General features: G+C 63.8%; 16 protein-coding genes and 1 pseudogene. 8 read left to right on the top strand and 9 right to left on the bottom strand.

What is annotated here, in order from left to right; translation table 11 throughout:
* Positions 1 to 89: 89 nt before the first annotated feature.
* From ACIP8W_RS02345 to ACIP8W_RS02325, 5 genes are all read right to left on the bottom strand, one after another.
* Positions 90 to 956, bottom strand: coding sequence for a fumarylacetoacetate hydrolase family protein (locus ACIP8W_RS02345; RefSeq protein ID WP_401952436.1), 867 nt, complete (start codon positions 954 to 956; stop codon positions 90 to 92).
* A gap of 124 nt (positions 957 to 1,080) precedes the next feature.
* Entirely contained in the window at positions 1,081 to 1,851 is a 771-nt protein-coding gene (locus ACIP8W_RS02340; protein WP_401952433.1) for a YidC/Oxa1 family membrane protein insertase, read from the bottom strand.
* Between the two features lie 135 nt (positions 1,852 to 1,986).
* Positions 1,987 to 2,301, bottom strand: coding sequence for a DUF6412 domain-containing protein (locus ACIP8W_RS02335; RefSeq protein WP_401952429.1), 315 nt, complete (start codon positions 2,299 to 2,301; stop codon positions 1,987 to 1,989).
* Between the two features lie 156 nt (positions 2,302 to 2,457).
* Positions 2,458 to 3,969: a sodium:solute symporter gene (locus ACIP8W_RS02330; RefSeq protein WP_401952427.1), complete on the bottom strand. Its 1,512-nt coding sequence runs from the start codon at positions 3,967 to 3,969 to the stop codon at positions 2,458 to 2,460.
* Entirely contained in the window at positions 3,966 to 4,181 is a 216-nt protein-coding gene (locus ACIP8W_RS02325) for a DUF3311 domain-containing protein (RefSeq protein WP_401952425.1), read from the bottom strand. Before ACIP8W_RS02325 ends, ACIP8W_RS02330 begins: the two co-directional genes overlap by 4 nt.
* A gap of 162 nt (positions 4,182 to 4,343) precedes the next feature.
* On the opposite strand from ACIP8W_RS02325, the gene ACIP8W_RS02320 reads away from it, so the two are divergent.
* The 3 genes from ACIP8W_RS02320 to ACIP8W_RS02310 all read left to right on the top strand — a co-directional run bounded on the left by ACIP8W_RS02320 (position 4,344) and on the right by ACIP8W_RS02310 (position 9,702).
* Positions 4,344 to 5,345, top strand: coding sequence for an SEC-C metal-binding domain-containing protein (locus ACIP8W_RS02320; protein WP_402201629.1), 1,002 nt, complete (start codon positions 4,344 to 4,346; stop codon positions 5,343 to 5,345).
* A gap of 67 nt (positions 5,346 to 5,412) precedes the next feature.
* Positions 5,413 to 8,550: a DUF3427 domain-containing protein gene (locus ACIP8W_RS02315; RefSeq protein WP_402201628.1), complete on the top strand. Its 3,138-nt coding sequence runs from the start codon at positions 5,413 to 5,415 to the stop codon at positions 8,548 to 8,550.
* Positions 8,551 to 8,625: 75 nt separating this feature from the next.
* Positions 8,626 to 9,702, top strand: a complete 1,077-nt coding sequence (locus tag ACIP8W_RS02310) for a hypothetical protein (protein ID WP_402201627.1) — start codon at positions 8,626 to 8,628, stop codon at positions 9,700 to 9,702.
* Here the strand turns inward: ACIP8W_RS02310 and ACIP8W_RS02305 are convergent.
* Together ACIP8W_RS02305 and ACIP8W_RS02300 are read right to left on the bottom strand one after the other, a co-directional pair.
* Positions 9,699 to 10,523 (bottom strand): DUF6602 domain-containing protein, encoded by an 825-nt coding sequence (locus tag ACIP8W_RS02305; RefSeq protein WP_401952414.1) that lies wholly within the window; start codon positions 10,521 to 10,523, stop codon positions 9,699 to 9,701. The genes ACIP8W_RS02310 and ACIP8W_RS02305 overlap by 4 nt on opposite strands.
* A gap of 115 nt (positions 10,524 to 10,638) precedes the next feature.
* A complete protein-coding gene (locus ACIP8W_RS02300) occupies positions 10,639 to 11,283 on the bottom strand; it encodes an ATP-binding protein (RefSeq protein ID WP_401952826.1) in 645 nt (214 codons plus the stop codon).
* A 194-nt stretch (positions 11,284 to 11,477) separates the two neighbouring features.
* On the opposite strand from ACIP8W_RS02300, the gene ACIP8W_RS02295 reads away from it, so the two are divergent.
* From ACIP8W_RS02295 to ACIP8W_RS02280, 4 genes and pseudogenes are all read left to right on the top strand, one after another.
* The gene (locus ACIP8W_RS02295) at positions 11,478 to 12,326 is read left to right on the top strand and encodes a helix-turn-helix domain-containing protein (protein ID WP_402201626.1); all 849 of its coding nucleotides are present in this window, start codon (positions 11,478 to 11,480) and stop codon (positions 12,324 to 12,326) included.
* Positions 12,323 to 12,523 carry a DUF397 domain-containing protein gene (locus ACIP8W_RS02290; RefSeq protein ID WP_401952409.1) on the top strand — a complete coding sequence of 67 codons (201 nt, stop codon included), beginning with the start codon at positions 12,323 to 12,325 and terminating at the stop codon, positions 12,521 to 12,523. The genes ACIP8W_RS02295 and ACIP8W_RS02290 overlap by 4 nt, the downstream gene beginning before the upstream one ends.
* Positions 12,516 to 12,911 (top strand): annotated as a pseudogene (locus ACIP8W_RS02285) (DUF5753 domain-containing protein); the annotation flags it as partial. The gene ACIP8W_RS02290 and the pseudogene ACIP8W_RS02285, both read left to right, overlap by 8 nt.
* The gene (locus ACIP8W_RS02280) at positions 12,911 to 13,120 is read left to right on the top strand and encodes a DUF397 domain-containing protein (protein WP_402150034.1); all 210 of its coding nucleotides are present in this window, start codon (positions 12,911 to 12,913) and stop codon (positions 13,118 to 13,120) included. The pseudogene ACIP8W_RS02285 and the gene ACIP8W_RS02280, both read left to right, overlap by 1 nt.
* 256 nt (positions 13,121 to 13,376) lie before the next feature.
* On the opposite strand, the gene ACIP8W_RS02275 is transcribed toward ACIP8W_RS02280, so the two are convergent.
* Entirely contained in the window at positions 13,377 to 14,318 is a 942-nt protein-coding gene (locus ACIP8W_RS02275) for a nuclear transport factor 2 family protein (protein ID WP_401952404.1), read from the bottom strand.
* Positions 14,319 to 14,580: 262 nt separating this feature from the next.
* Here ACIP8W_RS02275 and ACIP8W_RS02270 point away from each other — a divergent pair, with 262 nt between their 5' ends.
* The gene (locus ACIP8W_RS02270) at positions 14,581 to 14,904 is read left to right on the top strand and encodes a hypothetical protein (protein ID WP_402201830.1); all 324 of its coding nucleotides are present in this window, start codon (positions 14,581 to 14,583) and stop codon (positions 14,902 to 14,904) included.
* Positions 14,905 to 15,141: 237 nt separating this feature from the next.
* Here ACIP8W_RS02270 and ACIP8W_RS02265 read toward each other — a convergent pair whose 3' ends face one another.
* Positions 15,142 to 15,531 carry a DUF6193 family natural product biosynthesis protein gene (locus ACIP8W_RS02265; RefSeq protein ID WP_402201625.1) on the bottom strand — a complete coding sequence of 130 codons (390 nt, stop codon included), beginning with the start codon at positions 15,529 to 15,531 and terminating at the stop codon, positions 15,142 to 15,144.
* Positions 15,532 to 15,547: the final 16 nt, after the last annotated feature.

The following is a 15,547-nucleotide window of genomic DNA, read 5'->3' as shown; positions in this document are numbered from 1 at the left end:
GACCCGCCGACCCAGAGGCACGGGACCCGGGGCACGGGGCCCCCACCGCACCCCGCCCCGGACATCCCCCGCGCCCCCGCCGGAAGGCGCTACGCGTCCGCGAAGGTCTGGCGCTGCCTGCCCAGCCCCTCGATCTCCAGCTCCACCACATCCCCCGCCCGCAGATACGGCTTCGGCTCCGGCCGGCCCAGCGCCACCCCCGCGGGCGTCCCGGTGTTGATCACATCGCCCGGGTAGAGGGTCATGAACCGGCTGAGGTACCGCACGACCTCCCCCACCCCGAAGATCTGCTCGGCGGTCGTCCCGTCCTGCTTCGGCTCGCCGTTCACGTACAGCTTGAGCGACAGCGCCTGCGGGTCGGGGATCTCGTCGGCGGTGACCAGCCAGGGGCCGAGGGGGTTGAACGTCTCGCAGTTCTTGCCCTTGTCCCAGGTGCCGCCGCGCTCCAGCTGGAACGCGCGCTCGGAGACATCGTGCGAGACGGCGTATCCGGCGACATGGGCGAGGCCCTCCGCCGCGGAGTCCAGATAGCGCGCGGTGCGTCCGATGACGACCGCGAGCTCGACCTCCCAGTCGGTCTTCTCGCTGTCCCGGGGGACCAGAACGGTGTCATCAGGTCCGATGACTGTGTCCGGCGACTTGAGGAAGATGATCGGTTCGTCCGGGATCGCGGCGCCGGTCTCGGCGGCGTGGTCATGGTAGTTCAGCCCGATGCACACGATCTTGCCGATCCGTCCGAGCGGCGGCCCGATCCGTACTCCGTCACCGTCGTCACCGATCACCGGCAGCTCGCCCGAGGCGGCTGCCGCCCTGATCCGGCCAAGTGCCGTCTCGTCCGCGAGCAGCCCGCCATCGATGTCCGGGACCAGGCCGGACAGGTCGCGGAGCGTCGTACCGTCCTCGTCCAGCAGGGCGGGTCGCTCCGCGCCCGCCGTACCAACGCGCAGCAGCTTCATGGTCAGCCTCCCTCTGTCCGGCCGGATGGCGGGGTCCGTGTCGCGCCCCGAAACTCTCCAAGACATCGGATCACTGCGCAAGGCCCCGTTCACCACCCGGACCGGCCGGGCGGTCGGCGGTCGGTCACATCGCCGCGGGAGTGAGCGCCCCCGCCACCGGCATGTCCCGGTAGAGGAAGTACCGCTCGGCCGCCGTCCAGGTCGTGCTGGTGACGACGTACAGCGCGGCGGCCAGTGGCACCACCGCGATGGTGAAGAGCGTCGCGAAGGACATCAGCGGCATCACCTTCATCATCGCGCCGAGGCCGGGGACCGGCTGTCCGTCCGGCCCGGCGACGGGGGTCGCGGGGGCGTTGGCCATCTGGATCTTCGCGCGGCGGTAGTTGAAGGTGGCGACGGCGGTGACGATCGCGAAGAGCGCCAGGTAGACCAGCCCGGCCGGGCCGAACACACCGCCGTCGGAGAGCGCGTTGTGCCAGCGGTCGCCGAGGGGCGCGGCGAAGAGGGAGTGGGAGAGCAGTTCGTTGCGCTCGCCGCCGATCTCACGGTTGGAGAAGAGGTGGTAGAGCAGGAAGAACGCGGGCATCTGCGCCAGGCTCGGCAGACAGCCGGACAGCGGGGAGACCTTCTCCCTGGCGTGCAGTTCCATGAGCGCCTTCTGCATGCGCTCGGGGTTCTTGCCGTGCTTCTTGCGCAGCTCGGCGATCTGCGGGGCGAGTCTGGTACGGGCCTTCTGGCCACGGGCGGAGGCCCGCGAGAGAGGGTGGACAGCCAGCCGTACACACGCGGTGAACAGGACGATCGCCGCGGCGGCGGATCCCGCGTGGAAGAGCGGCTGGAGCAGATCGGCGAAGTCTCCGACCAGGCGGGCGAAAGCGGACAGGAACGCGGACAAGGTGAGGCTCCGAGGGGTCTCGTCGTGCCGGGGAAATGCGCGCTGCGACGCAGGATGAAGGCGCAGTTCGGCGTGACGGCCCGCGAGGGGACCCGTACGGGAAGAGGAGAGCTACCTCAGGTAACCCTGAAACTCCTACGCGGCCGTCAGCAGACGACGGCCCGGGGCGCGCGGCCGCGTACGCCCGGAGGCGTCGGGATCGCGCTGGGGCAGGAACGCGGTGCGTTGCTCACGGTCGCGGATGGCTGTCCGTACCCGCTGACGTGGTACGACGGGAACCGAGCGCGCGCTGATGACAGCGCAGACGGCGAGGGCGGAACCCGCGGCGGCGGTGGCCGCGAGGGCGACGGCGGCGGAGAGGCTGCCCGCGTCGACGAGCAGGATCTCGGTGAGGAGGAAGAGCGGCAGGCCGACGGGGCGCAGCAGGAGCCGCAGCGCACTGCGCACCATGACGGGCCCCTCTCCTTCGCTCGGACGGCTCGGACCGCTCAGACTCTTCTTGTTCGCACTCTTCGGCGAGTTGTTCGCACTCTTCGCACTCTTCGCACTCTTCGCACTCTTCGGCGAGTCCTTGATACGTACGACTACATACGACTACTCCAGCCGTTATACACGACGACCGCGCTCCACATCGAGAGAGTCGCGAGCCAGCACCTCGTCATCCGGCCGGTCGTCCTCCTGGGAACCGGCTCCCGCCCAGCTCACCCCCACCGCGACCGTCAGATTGACGGCGAGCGCGACGAGCCCGGCGTTGGTCCCCCACACCGGATCGTTCCCGGTGAACACCAGCCCGCACACCGTCCCCACCCCCACCACGAGCCCGCTCAGCGCGCCCACCAGGGTGAGCCTGCGCCACACCAGCCCCAGGAGCAGCATGGGAAGCAGCTGCGCCATCCCTTCGTACGAGATGAGGGAGAGCCGTACGAGCGTGTTGGGCGCCGCGTAGGTCATCACCAGCGCGATCGTCCCGGCCACCACCACGACGACCTGGGCGGCGGCCTTCTGCCCGCTGCCCGTCTGCCGGCGCGGTACGAGCGAGAGGACGCTCCGTCCCCACATCGTGCCGATGACCAGCATGAACACGGCCATCGGCACCACGGAGGAGAGCGCGGCCGCGACGCCGATGATCCCGACCGCCCAGGCGGGCAGCGAGTCGACGACGAGCCGGAAGAGCGCGAGGTTCGAGCCCGCGCCGGTCAGCCCGGGGACGACGAAGAGCGCGGCCATCCCGAGCACCATGGGGATGAAGAGCAGCACGTTGTACGCGGGCAGCCAGATCGCGTTGCGACGCAGTACGTCGGCGTCGCGCGCGCCCAGATATCCGGCGACGGTGGTCGGGAAGATCACGACGGTCAGCGCGTTCAGCAGCGAGGTGCTGATGAACCAGCCCGTCCCGAGCCCGCTCTCCCCGCCCCCGTGCCCCGGCAGGGTCAGCCACTCCCGCCGCTCGGTGACGATCCGGTCGAGGAGCGGACCGTACCCGTCGAAGTAGTGCAGTGGTACGTACACGGCGAGGAACCCGAGCGTCCCGATCACCAGCACGTCCTTGAGCACCGAGACCCAGGCGCTGCCCCGCAACCCGCTGACCACGACGAAGCCGGTGGTGACGGCGAAGCCGACGAAGTAGCCCCAGTTCAGACTGATCGCGCCGTACGAGATGGTCGAGACGACCACGCCCATGCCGGTGATCTGGAGCTGGATGTACGGGAGCAGGAACACGGTCGCGAGTACGGCGACCAGGGCGCCCAGCCAGGGACGGTCGTAGCGGTGGGCGATGATGTCGGTGATCGAGACGAGGTCGTGGCGGCGGGCGTAGCGCCAGAGCAGGGGGCCGACGACATAGCCGAGCGCGTAGCCGCAGGAGAGATAGGCGGCCACGTAGAGGACGGGGGCGCCGTAGTTGTAGCCCCAGCCGGCGGCGCCGAGGTAGCTGAAGCTGGTGTAGCTCTCGCCCGCCATGAGGATCCAGATGAAGACGGCGCCGAGGCTGCGCCCGCCGACGGACCACTCGGCGAGCCCCCCGCCGCTGCCGCCCCGGCCCCGTACGGCGAGCAGCCCGAGGACGACGGTGGCGACCATGAAGACACCGAAGATCGAGGTGGAGACAGCGGCGTTCACGCGTCTCCCTCTTTCCGGGCCCGCAACCGCTGGTCGCCACGCCAGGTGAGCCAGACGGCGCCGGGGGTGGCCACGGTCGCGACGAGCAGCCACAGCGCGAGGAAGGGCAGCCCGAGGACAACGGGCTCGACCCGGTTCACCCAGGGGAGCGCGGCCAGGAACAGGACGAAGGGCACCAGCAGCCAGAGCAGATGCGGACGGTCTCGAAGCACCCCAGGACAGTAGACGAACGGGCCACGCTCTCCGGACCCGGCACCCACGCGTCACGGCACACCGACGCCGGGACCTCTCGGGAAACATTCGGGGAAACGCCCCGGGAAACCTCCCCGGAACTCTCCTCCGTCCGTACCCCCAGCCGCAGTACGGTGTGCAGCATGCGCCCCGACATGCTGCCCGCTGACCACACCACGGAAGCCGAGCGCCTGCTGCGCACCGCTGCCCAGTACCCCGAGGACCACGAGCCCCTGCTCCTGCGCGCCGCCGCCCATCTCGAACTGGCCGGCGACCGCGACCGGGCCACCGGCCTGTACGACAGCCTCCTCGCGTCCTCCCCCGACCACCCCTACCTGGTGAAGGCGTTCCAGGCCGCCAACCTCTGGGAGTACGGGCACGAGGCCGAGGCCCGCGCGATCATCGAGGGCCTGCGTGCCGCGGCCCCACTGGACCCGGCGCCCTGGGAGATCGTGGCGGAGACCCTGGAGGCCCACGACGAGCTGGAGGCGGCCCACGACTCGTTCACCACCGCCCTGGACCTGCTCCTCGCCCCGGACGGGACCGTCCCGTACCCGATCCAGTCCCTCCTGATCGGCCGCCACCGCGTACGCCGCCTGCTGGGCCTGGACCACGACAGCCGGGACGCCCTGGCCGACCGCCTCAACCCGGCCGCCGTCCCCCTGGACGAGCTGCACGACCCCAAACGCCTCTGGGCCCTGGGCTCCGACAACCCCGCCGAACTCCAGGCCGAGATCACCCGCCTCCGCGCCGAACTGGGCTCCTACCGCACGGCCCTGTCCCGCCCCTTCCCGGTGGCGGTCCTCCACTGGCCGGCCCGGGAACTGGGCGAACTCCTCGCCGCGTACCCCGCCCTCACCACGGAGTACCCCTCCCACGAGGCCCACCTCACCCACCTGGAAGCCTCCCTGCGCGACCTGGCCTCCACCGGTACCCCCAACCTGGGCATCGTCACGGCAACGGTCCCCTCGTACGAAGCATTCGCCGCCTCGGAACAGTCCTCCCCCTCCCACCCCGCCCTCCTCCCCCAATACGCCACCACCCTCGCCGCCCGAGGCCGAGCCACCCCCTGGCCCCCGGCCCGCAACGCGGCGTGCTGGTGCGGGTCGGGGAGGGCTTATGGGGAGTGCCACGGGGCGGGATAGCCCGGGTTGTCAGTGGTAGCTGCAAAAATCAATTCGAACTTGCGGCTTTCGATGAGGGGATCCTTGGATGACTGACGCGCTGGACGGCACATCACCGGCAACTGGACTCTACGAGCAGCTGATTACGTTGCGGCTCGAAGACCGCCTCAAGCAGCTCGAAGGCACGGGGTGGCGGGCGATCGACGTGGCGGTGGGCACCGAGTCCACCCCTCATGTCCTGGCTCGGCATGTTGCGGAAACCGTTCGGCGCGTCCTTCGGAACTTGCCTGCTGCCGAGCGTGTCCACGCTGCCAACCACATCCTCGAATCGGTCGGCACGTTGGCAGGGGCCCAAGAGTGGGTCGACATAGTGGCTGATGGGCCGCGACAGCTCATGTCCATAGCGAAACAGCAGGCTCCCGGGGTCTACGCCATCCGCCCCGCTACACCACTGTCTGACACTGCCCTGCTCACCAACTCCCCTGACGACCCCAACCTCGGCTTCGAACTCCGCGCGGAGCTGGCTACTGCCGACCGGGTCGACCTGCTGTGTGCCTTCGTGAAGTGGCATGGACTGCGCGTTCTTGAAAGTGCACTCCGTACTGCCAACGAGCGCGGAGTGCCCATCCGGGTCATCACAACGACATACATTGGCGCCACCGAGCGACGCGCCTTGGACCGTCTGGTCCAGGAGTTCAACGCCGAGGTGAAGGTGAACTACGAGCTTCGCTCCACTCGCCTCCATGCGAAGGCATGGCTCTTCCGGCGAGGCTCCGGGTACGACACGGCGTATGTCGGTAGCTCGAACCTCTCGAAGGCAGCGCTGCTGGATGGGCTTGAGTGGAACGTACGCCTCTCCTCCATCGCGACCCCCAACGTCATGAAGAAATTCGAAGCCACCTTTGACTCCTACTGGAGCGAGGCCGCTTTCGAGTCGTACGACCCTGCCGTCCATGGCGAGCGCCTTGATGCAGCTCTACGAGAGGCCAGCGGAGGAACCAACGGCACAACGGGGAGGAGCATCACCCTATCGGGGTTGGAGGTACGCCCGTACCCACATCAACAAGACATGCTGGAGCGACTTGAGGTAGAGCGGGATGTCCATGACCGGCATCGCAATCTTCTGGTTGCTGCCACTGGTACTGGCAAGACGGTCATGGCTGCGCTCGACTACAAGGCGCTCCGCAGGAAGCTCGGTCGAGATCTACGGATCCTCTTCGTGGCCCACCGCAAAGAGATCCTGGAGCAGTCACTCCGTACCTACCAAGGCGTCCTCAACGACGGAAACTTTGGTGAGCTACTCGTCAGTGGTGAAATCCCCTCTACTTGGAAGCATGTCTTCGCCAGCGTCCAGTCTCTCAACGCACGCGCCTTGGACAACATCTCCAGCGATCACTTTGATGTCGTGGTCATCGATGAGTTCCACCACGGCACAGCACCGACTTATCGAAAGATCGTCAACCACTTCGCTCCGGTAGAGCTCTTGGGCCTCACGGCTACACCTGAGCGCATGGACGGGGTGAACGTCCAAGACGAGTTCTTCGATGGTCGCATCGCCGCAGAGATGCGTTTGTGGGAAGCCTTGGAGAACGACCTCCTCTCGCCCTTCCACTACTTCGGCATCACCGACAGCACCGACCTGTCAGCGATCCAGTGGAAGCGCGGCTCATACGACTCCTCAGCCCTCAACAATCTCTTCACTGGTAACGATGCCCGCGCCCGGCTCGTCGTCAAGGCTGTTGAAGACAAGGTCACCGACCCAGGCCGTATGCGTGCACTGGGATTCTGTGTATCCGTAGCTCACGCGCACTTCATGGCTGAGTTCTTCCAACGAGCAGGGCTCAAGGCTATTGCGCTCTCCGGTGAGACACCGAGCGATCAGCGCAAGGCTGCACTTGACGCACTCAAGGTTGGGGAACTGCAAGTCATCTTCTCCGTGGACCTCTTCAACGAGGGCCTCGACATCCCCGATGTCGACACTTTGCTCCTTCTTCGCCCAACATCAAGCGCCACTGTCTTCTTGCAGCAGCTCGGCCGCGGCCTGCGTCGTTGCGAAGGGAAGGCCGTCCTTACCGTGCTGGACTTCATAGGCCAGCACCGCAAGGAGTTCCGCTTCGAGGATCAGTTCCGATCCCTCACGAACCTCACTCGAAACCGTCTTATCTCGGCAATTGAACACGATTTCCCACAGCTTCCTTCTGGCTGCCAGATCATCCTTGAACCCAAGGCCAAGGACCTGATCATCGACAACATTCGCAACCAGATCAGCGTCAACGTGTCCCAACTCGCCACCGAAGTAAGACACTTCGGCGAAACACGCCTTGCAGAGTACTTGGCGGAGAGTGGCCGAGAGGTCAAAGAGCTCTACCGCGGATCCAACCATTCCTGGACGGCACTCCTTCGTCGTGCCCAACTTCTCACCACCCCGACACCCGAGGGTGAGGACGCCTTGCTGAAGCGAGCCTCGGCTTTCCTTCACGTAGACGACCCGGCCCGCATCACGGCCTACACGCAACTCCTGGAAGACGACGCCCCGACCTACGAGGAACTCACCGAGCTGGACCGCGCCTATGCGCGCATGCTGTTCTTCACCCTCTGGCCATTGGGCGGCTTTGGCACCTACCAAGCCGGCCTCTCCTCGCTACGCCAGCAGCACTCCGTACGCAGCGAGCTGCGCCAGGTCCTCGCCCACGCCCACGACCATCTGGACCATGTCACCCCAGCCCTGCCCGGCGCACACAGCAATCTGCCTCTGCGGCTGCATGCTTCATACAGTCGCGAAGAGATCCTCACAGCACTGAATCAGTCCACCATCGGGGGCTTCCTCCCAGGAAACTTCCGAGAAGGCGTCCGCTGGTGCGAGCAGGTAAAGACGGATGCCCTACTTATCACCCGCGAAAAGGACGAGAAGGATTTTTCTCCCCAGACCCGGTACAAGGACTACGCGTTGAGCGACACCCTATTTCACTGGGAGTCACAGAACGCAGCATCCGATTCCACCCCCACAGGGATCCGCTACCAATCACACCGCGAGATGGGCACGCACGTACTGCTCTTCGTCCGCCGCTACAAGAAGACGGACATCGGCGGCGCGCAGCCTTGGATGCTGCTGGGCCCAGCAGACTACGTATCCCACGAAGGCAACAAGCCCATGGGCATCACGTGGAAGCTGCACTTCCCGCTTCCTGCCGACGTCTGGACCTACTCCGCGATCGCCGCGGGGTAGAGGAGCACACTCCATGTAAGTAGGGCTCAGCTCTGGAGCAGAGAGCCTGTCAGTGCATAGCCCTAAGCTGATCGTATGACTAGCGCCTCCATGATTAGCCCTGGCGACATCCTGACTCGTGCCGAGATACGTCCGATTTTGGGCGGAAGTGCATATGGCGGCATTTGCCCTGCGATAGAAGAACGAAACGTGATCCTCTATTCGGATCACGAGGTAGCGAAGAAATTTGGTTACCACGATGGCTGGCTCTCCGAGAACGATACATTGGGTCCCATATTCGAATACACCGGTGCCGGTAAATCAGGACACCAATCACTCACCCAGTCCGGAAACAAGGCAATACTTCAGCACGTTCAGAGCGGACGAACTCTTCACGTATTTACTCGCGTAGGAAAAATAACCGGAACCGACACGAAGACTCACCGCTACATTGGCGAGTTCGCCATCGATGAAGAACAACCCTTCGTCCCACGCCAAGGGCTAGGCGAAGATGATCTAATTCGCACCGCTATCGTCTTTCGACTGCGCCCTACTGGGGAATTCGATAGATCCGACAGCGATACAATATCGCCAGCTCCGAGCACTTCAGCAGAGTTCGTTCCGCTCACGATCACAAGCGACATGCTGGAAGCCGCCGCTGTCACTCGGAACGCATTTACATCCTCTAGCTTGAGAAGTAGATCGAATTCTGCTTCACTCGACGCTGCCGCGAGTGGAAAGATCGCGCCGGTTCAAGCCGTGAATGTTTCAGAATTCCAAAGAGCTGCCTCTGCGGCAACAACGGTACGCCGCAGGAAGGCACTGCTCATCGAAGCCTACGTAAATCAACTTGAAGCACAAGGACACTCGGTCGGATCTTTTCAACTTCAGATAGAGGGGAGAACGACTACCCTCAGAACCGACTTTTTTGACGCCACAGATTACACTCTATACGAAGCTCAGGGATCAAGTGATCGCGATGCAGTGAGAGCTGCGTTCAGTCGCCTCCTCGATTACCGCAGATACGTAAGGCATGATGGACTACAGTATGAACCTAAAACCGTTGCTCTACTGCCTGGGCGCCCTGATCCTGACCTGGAAGCTCTCTTGGCTAGCTACAGAATTTCACTGATATACCAAGGCGAGGACGGGAAATTTTCGTCAGCTTTTTAAACCGCCCCACCGCCAGGGACGTTCCACTCCCGAGACATTACCCCCAATGGCGCCGATCCCGCATAGGGAACCAAATCAAGCGGATGCATCCACGCTTCGGAAAAATGAATATTTAGATGAAGCGCAAGCGGAAGCAGTATGTCTCCTCTCTCTCCCGGATCAACCTGTACCAAAGTTGATCCCGGTGAGGGAGTACGCTCAAGAGATCCGCTCTCTTTAGATCGCCACTGCAAGTATCCTTCACCGAGAACCCATACACTGTCGGGCCATTCGTCAACCGGCCGGACGCTACACCACTCTATAAGGTGATTCCCGAGAGTCTCAAGTTTTCCGCTATTAAACGCCACAACAATACCGGAGGTCGGAAAGTAATCATACGTCCGGCCATACGCGTTAGTTGTTTTATAGATTTGCCCCGCCCCCTTCCGGTAGGCAGTCTTCTCCATTTTGCGCGCCTTACTGATCTTCTCACACGAATCGAATAGATCCGCACGAGTCAGATTCGTCTTGACTTCAACCACCCCATAAACGCACTCATTGGGAATAACCTGATACCCCTTCAGATCAGTGAGCGGAAGCGTCCCTCTGCCTACAACTGCAATGTCACACTGCGATGAGACATCACCGGAGTGCGTGATAATTTCAACATTATGAGCAGCTTCTACATGAGTGGGCAGGTAGGACGAGAGAAAATTCTGAACCAGAATCTCGCGCGAAGTCCCAGCCTCTCCATTATGATTGAATACTCTCGACTGGTCGAAGTCCGCCCTCATCCTCTTGGCAACTGACTCTAGGATTATCTCTAGTTTCCCTTTTTTCATACGTTAACCATAGAGGAAAATTTCCGAAAATAACACTCCTTAAAAGTAGCCCCACTCTCACAGAAACACCCAATCGCGACAGATCGGGAGTAATTCCATGAGAGTGGCTGTCTGCTTATTCGTCGTGGAGAAGTGCGTCCAGATCCGCTTCATAACGCGACTGCGCACTATCCAGGGCTTCATCTGTGTCGCGGCCATGAGCACGGAGCCAGTGGAGAAGGTCCGCGATCACATCAGTGGCGACTTCCTCCGCAACAGCGACCGAGAACGGGCTGACATCCGTAGAGCCCAGAGGGCGTCTTACGTCGTATGACGCTAGGAGCGCTTCGCTTCTGGCTACCGGTGGGCCTCCGGTGTGCCCGGACGCCGACGTCAAGGTCGTGGCGAGTTCGCACCATACGGCCTTCGAGTCCGGCCCGACGGCCACTCCCCAACGGTCCGCGAGTTGATCCACCAGCATCATGCCTCGACCTGTTTCGACTTCGAGATCAGGCCCGAGCAAGCTCGGCAGAGCTCGGGTGTCCGGGTCGCGGAGCTCGATACGCACCCGGGTGCCCTGCATCGAGACTGCGAGCGTCGCCGGCGTGCCTTCGCCTACATGTCTGATGACATTGGCAACCAACTCGCTGACACAGATCTGCGCCGGGGCGACAACCTCCGACAACCCCCAGTGCTTCATATGCAATCGAAGGATCCTGCGCAGGCCAGCCACTCCTCTCGGCTCTGCCAAGAAGGGCAACTCCCAGGGCTTTCGCTGCATACAGCCTCGTTGAGCGGTCAACATGACTCCCACCTTCGCTCACGCTTTGCATACGTACGGTCACGTCACGTGCGAGGATGACATCAGCACATCCCCTCGTGCAATATGCACGAGGGGATTCCCTCCAACGAGTGATTGGCGACCGTCGCCCGTTCCGATGGGATGGAACCTCCCCTATCGCACATGGAGTTGAAGTGGCCGGGTCACCTACTGCACGCCGTCGTCGTCTGGCGATCGAGCTCCGGAAACTGCGCGACGAAAGCGCCCTGACCTGCAATCAAGTAGGAAAAGAGCTCGACTGGAGTGGCTCCAAGGTCAACCGCATGGAGACAGGGCAAGGGCGGGTACAGCCTTCGGACATCGATGCCCTGTGCCGCTTCTACGGCACCTCTGACGAGCTGCGCGAGCTACTGAAGTCGCTCGCCAAGGACTCGAAGATCAAGGGGTGGTGGCATGCACACGGCGATGCCATTCCCTCGTGGTTCTCGGTGTACGTGGGCCTTGAACAGGCCGCTGCCAGTCTGCGCACCTTCCAGACAGAGATCATTCCGGGCCTGTTGCAGACGGCTGAATACGCCACAGAGCTGACCCGGGTGGCTCCCCATCAGGCTCCTGAGGAGATCCAACGTCTCGTTGACGTACGCATGCGACGCCAGCAGCTTCTCTCCATGGTGAATCCGCCCGACTTCTGGGCTGTGGTGCACCAGAGCGCGCTTATGCAGGTAGTTGGAACACGACAGTTGATGATGCGGCAGCTCGAACATGTCTTGGCAGCAACAGAGTTGTCGAACGTTACGGTGCAGGTCCTGCCGCACGACGCCGGGGCATATCCGTTCACTGGAGCCTTCACCATGCTGGGCTTCCCGGAGCAGGAGGATCCTGACATGGTGTACCGGGAGGGCCTGACAGACTCGGTCTACCTCGAACTTCCTACAGAAGTGAGTCTGTACACCAAGGCATTTGATCACCTCAGGGCTCTCGCCCTGAGCCCCCAAAGATCAGCAACGCTGATCCGTTCAGTCCTGGAGGATCACTCCCGATGACCCTGCATCACTCAGCCCCTCAGTGGCAGAAGAGCAGCTACAGCAACAGCACTGGTGGCGAGTGTGTAGAGGTGGCCAGCCTGGCAACGGATCGGGTCGGGGTGCGGGATTCGAAGAGGCCATGGGGACAGCCGGTAGCCGTGCGGGCTGGGACCTGGTCCGGGTTTGTGGCTGCCCTGCGGCGGGAGTCGATATGAACGGCAGGAGATCCTCAGCCGCGCCAAGCCTCCGCACCTCTGGGCGATTCTCGATGAGTCGGTCATACGGCGTGTGGTGGGATCGCCGCAGATCATGTGCGAGCAGCTCGATCACCTCCTGGAGGCCAACGAGTCACCGGACATCACACTCCAGATCCTGCCGTTCGCGAAGGGAGCACACACAGCAGCGCTGGGCAGCTTCGTGATTCTGGGCGGTGCCGAACCTTCGCTGGACGTGGTCTATGTCGACCTTCACGTCAGTTCCGTGTTCATGGAAAAAGATGAAGAACTCGACCGCTACCGACTTGCGTTCGACTACCTCCGCGCACAAGCGTTGGACATGGCCGCCTCATCGGCCATGATCCGGCGTGTGCGCGAGGAGATGTGATGGTTGAAGTGCCCGAGTCCACAGACACCCTGGTGTGGTTCAAATCCTCGTACAGCGGCGGCAATACGACGGAGTGCGTGGAGGCCGCGTGTCTCCCCCGCTCGACCGCCGTCCGGGATTCGAAGGACCCCGAAGGGCTACGTCTCGCCTTCGGCCGAGCCGCCTGGTCCGGGTTCATAGAGGCGTTGCGGCGCCGGCGGCTCGGCTGACCGTCCCGGTGGCGGCAGGCTCTTCCCTGCGGCCTTCGCATGATCTGCGCGTTCCTCGGCCAGAGCGCGAGTTCAGGCGGAGGCCGCCTGGGGAGGGCATAGCTGGCAAGCCCGTTCTGTGCGGGTGGCGAGGGTGGCAGACCAGCGGCGGCCGGCGCTGGAACACCACCGTCGGCCGCCGGAACACCGTCAAGGCGCTGCCGCGACACCACCAGGTCACCTGGCGGGCCACTGTGGCGCCACCCCAAATCCCTTCCTAGAACATCGTGTTGTCGTTCGCTGACTTCTCCGGTACGTCCTGCACGACATCCCAGTGCTCGACGATCTTCCCGCCCTGGACCCGGAAGAGGTCGATGATCGCCTGGCCCCGCTGCCCCGGCGCTGGAATGTAGTTGCTGTGCACGGCCACGAGGTCGCCCTCGGCAATGACCCGCTTGGGCTCGACCTTCAACTCCGGGAACTGGGCGAAGTACGACCCCAGCCCGGCCTTCACACCCGGGATCCCGTTGGGAATCGTGGGGTTGTGCTGCTGGTAGCCGGAGCCCCAGTAGCGGTCCAGGGCGGTGAGGTCCTTGCGGACCAGGAGCTGGTCGAACGCCTTGGACACGAGCTTCTTGTTGTAAGCCGTCAGCCGCGCGGGGCCCGGCTGCTCGGTACGCGGCCAGGTCACCGTCGAGAACATGTCGTTGCCGTTGGCCGAGGTCTCGGGCACGTCCTGCACGGTGTCCCAGTGCTCTGCGATCTTCCCGCCCTGGAAGCGGAAGATGTCGAAGACGGCCGAACCCTTGGCGCCCGGGGTGAGCACGAGATTGGAGTGGACAATGACCAGGTCGCCCTCGGAAATCACCCGCTTGACGTCGTACCTGAGGTCGGGGAACTGCTGCCGCATCACCCCGGCAAGGTTCTTCAGTGGCTCGGAGCCGTCGGGCGCGACCGGGTTGTGCTGGATGTAGTCCGGGCGGACGTATCGGTCGACGACGGACGCGTCACCCTGCTCGAAGACACCCTTCAGGACTCGGACAGCTATGTCCTTCTGGTACGCGAGGCGGTGGGAACCGGAGCCGGTGACGGCCGCGTAGCCCTGTCCGCCGTACGACGGAGAGGCCGAGGCGAGCGCCGGAACGGCTGCAGTGGCGGTGAGTGCGGCGGCCGCGAGCACGGCGACGAGGACCCGACGGGCGGATGCGCTGGGGGACACAGTTGTTCCTTCCAGGACAGGACTGTTCCTATGAGCTTGAAGTTTCAAACTCACCGGGATACTAACCACGAGAGAGCGCCAACCGCCAGATAGTGCAAGGGAGCGGCAGCGAGCCCCACCCGCCGTGCGCAGACGCTACGTACGACCTGTCACGTCGGGCAGGCCCGGCCAGGTCAGAACGCGCTGGGGGCCAGGCCAACGCGCGCCGTTAGGGTCGGGCCCAGGCAGACAGACCTATACGAGAGGCGAAAAAGTGACAGCCATCCCGAAGATCCCCGCGACAGCCGTGGCGGCGACCGGCATCATCGGCGGGTACGCAATCGCCCGCTGGACGAAGAAGCGCCCCCTCGGCGGCGTCGCCCTGGCCGCCGCGGGCGCGGTGGCCGCGTACGAATGGCATCGCGCCGGCGGGTCCAAGGCATCGGTCGGGCTGAGCACCGCCTACATCGCCGCCTTCGCCGGATCCCACCCCCTGGCGAAGAAGATCGGCGCCTGGCCCGCGGTCTTCACCGCCGCGGGTACGGTCTCCGCCGCGTCCTGGGCGGTCACGCGGCGCGCCAAGGCGTGGGCCGGGCAACCAGCCTGAGGAGTGGGGCCGGGTGCTTCGTCACTGAACGCCGAGCAGGTGTGGATGCCCCGGGTCCACCGGGCAGATGAAGACGCACAACCGGCCACGCCCTGGCGACACCCCTGTCGGTGTGTTGGCTCCCATCCGTCCGATCTCGGGCCGGTACTCCAACGGAATCCAGCTCAGCGTTTCCACCCGGCCGCTACCCAGTCGCGAGACGGGGCGCGACGGCAAGAGGAAGGAGCCGGATGAGCTTCAGGCCAGGTCATCGGCCGTGCCCTCAATCGCTGATCCACAGCCGGGAGGAAGATTCGCGACGATCAGGGCGATGGCCTCTTCCAGAGTTTCCGGCTCACCCACAATGCTGTACTCGGTCCGCAGTGGAACATTCATACGGAGGACTGTAAAGCCGCCACCCATGCGTCGGAAGAGCGCAGGAACATCTCTCGTATAAGGAATCCTTGTACAGCGGCTCAACTGTAGCGATCCGTGACTTACCGCGGGAAAGAGAACCCGCAGGCGCGGATGACTGTAAGCAGCCCGGACCATTTTCGAGTCGATCAGATCGTCATCCATCCCCAAAACAAGCCGCCATTTCGCGGCAATCAAATCTTCAACTTCAGAGTTTCCATCCCGCAAGGACATAACATTCTCCTATACA

This window comes from Streptomyces sp. NPDC088554, from assembly GCF_044752945.1.
Taxonomy (GTDB): domain Bacteria; phylum Actinomycetota; class Actinomycetes; order Streptomycetales; family Streptomycetaceae; genus Streptomyces.
Note: the sequence above shows the minus strand (reverse complement) of the source record. Positions and strands in the feature narration are given on the sequence as shown.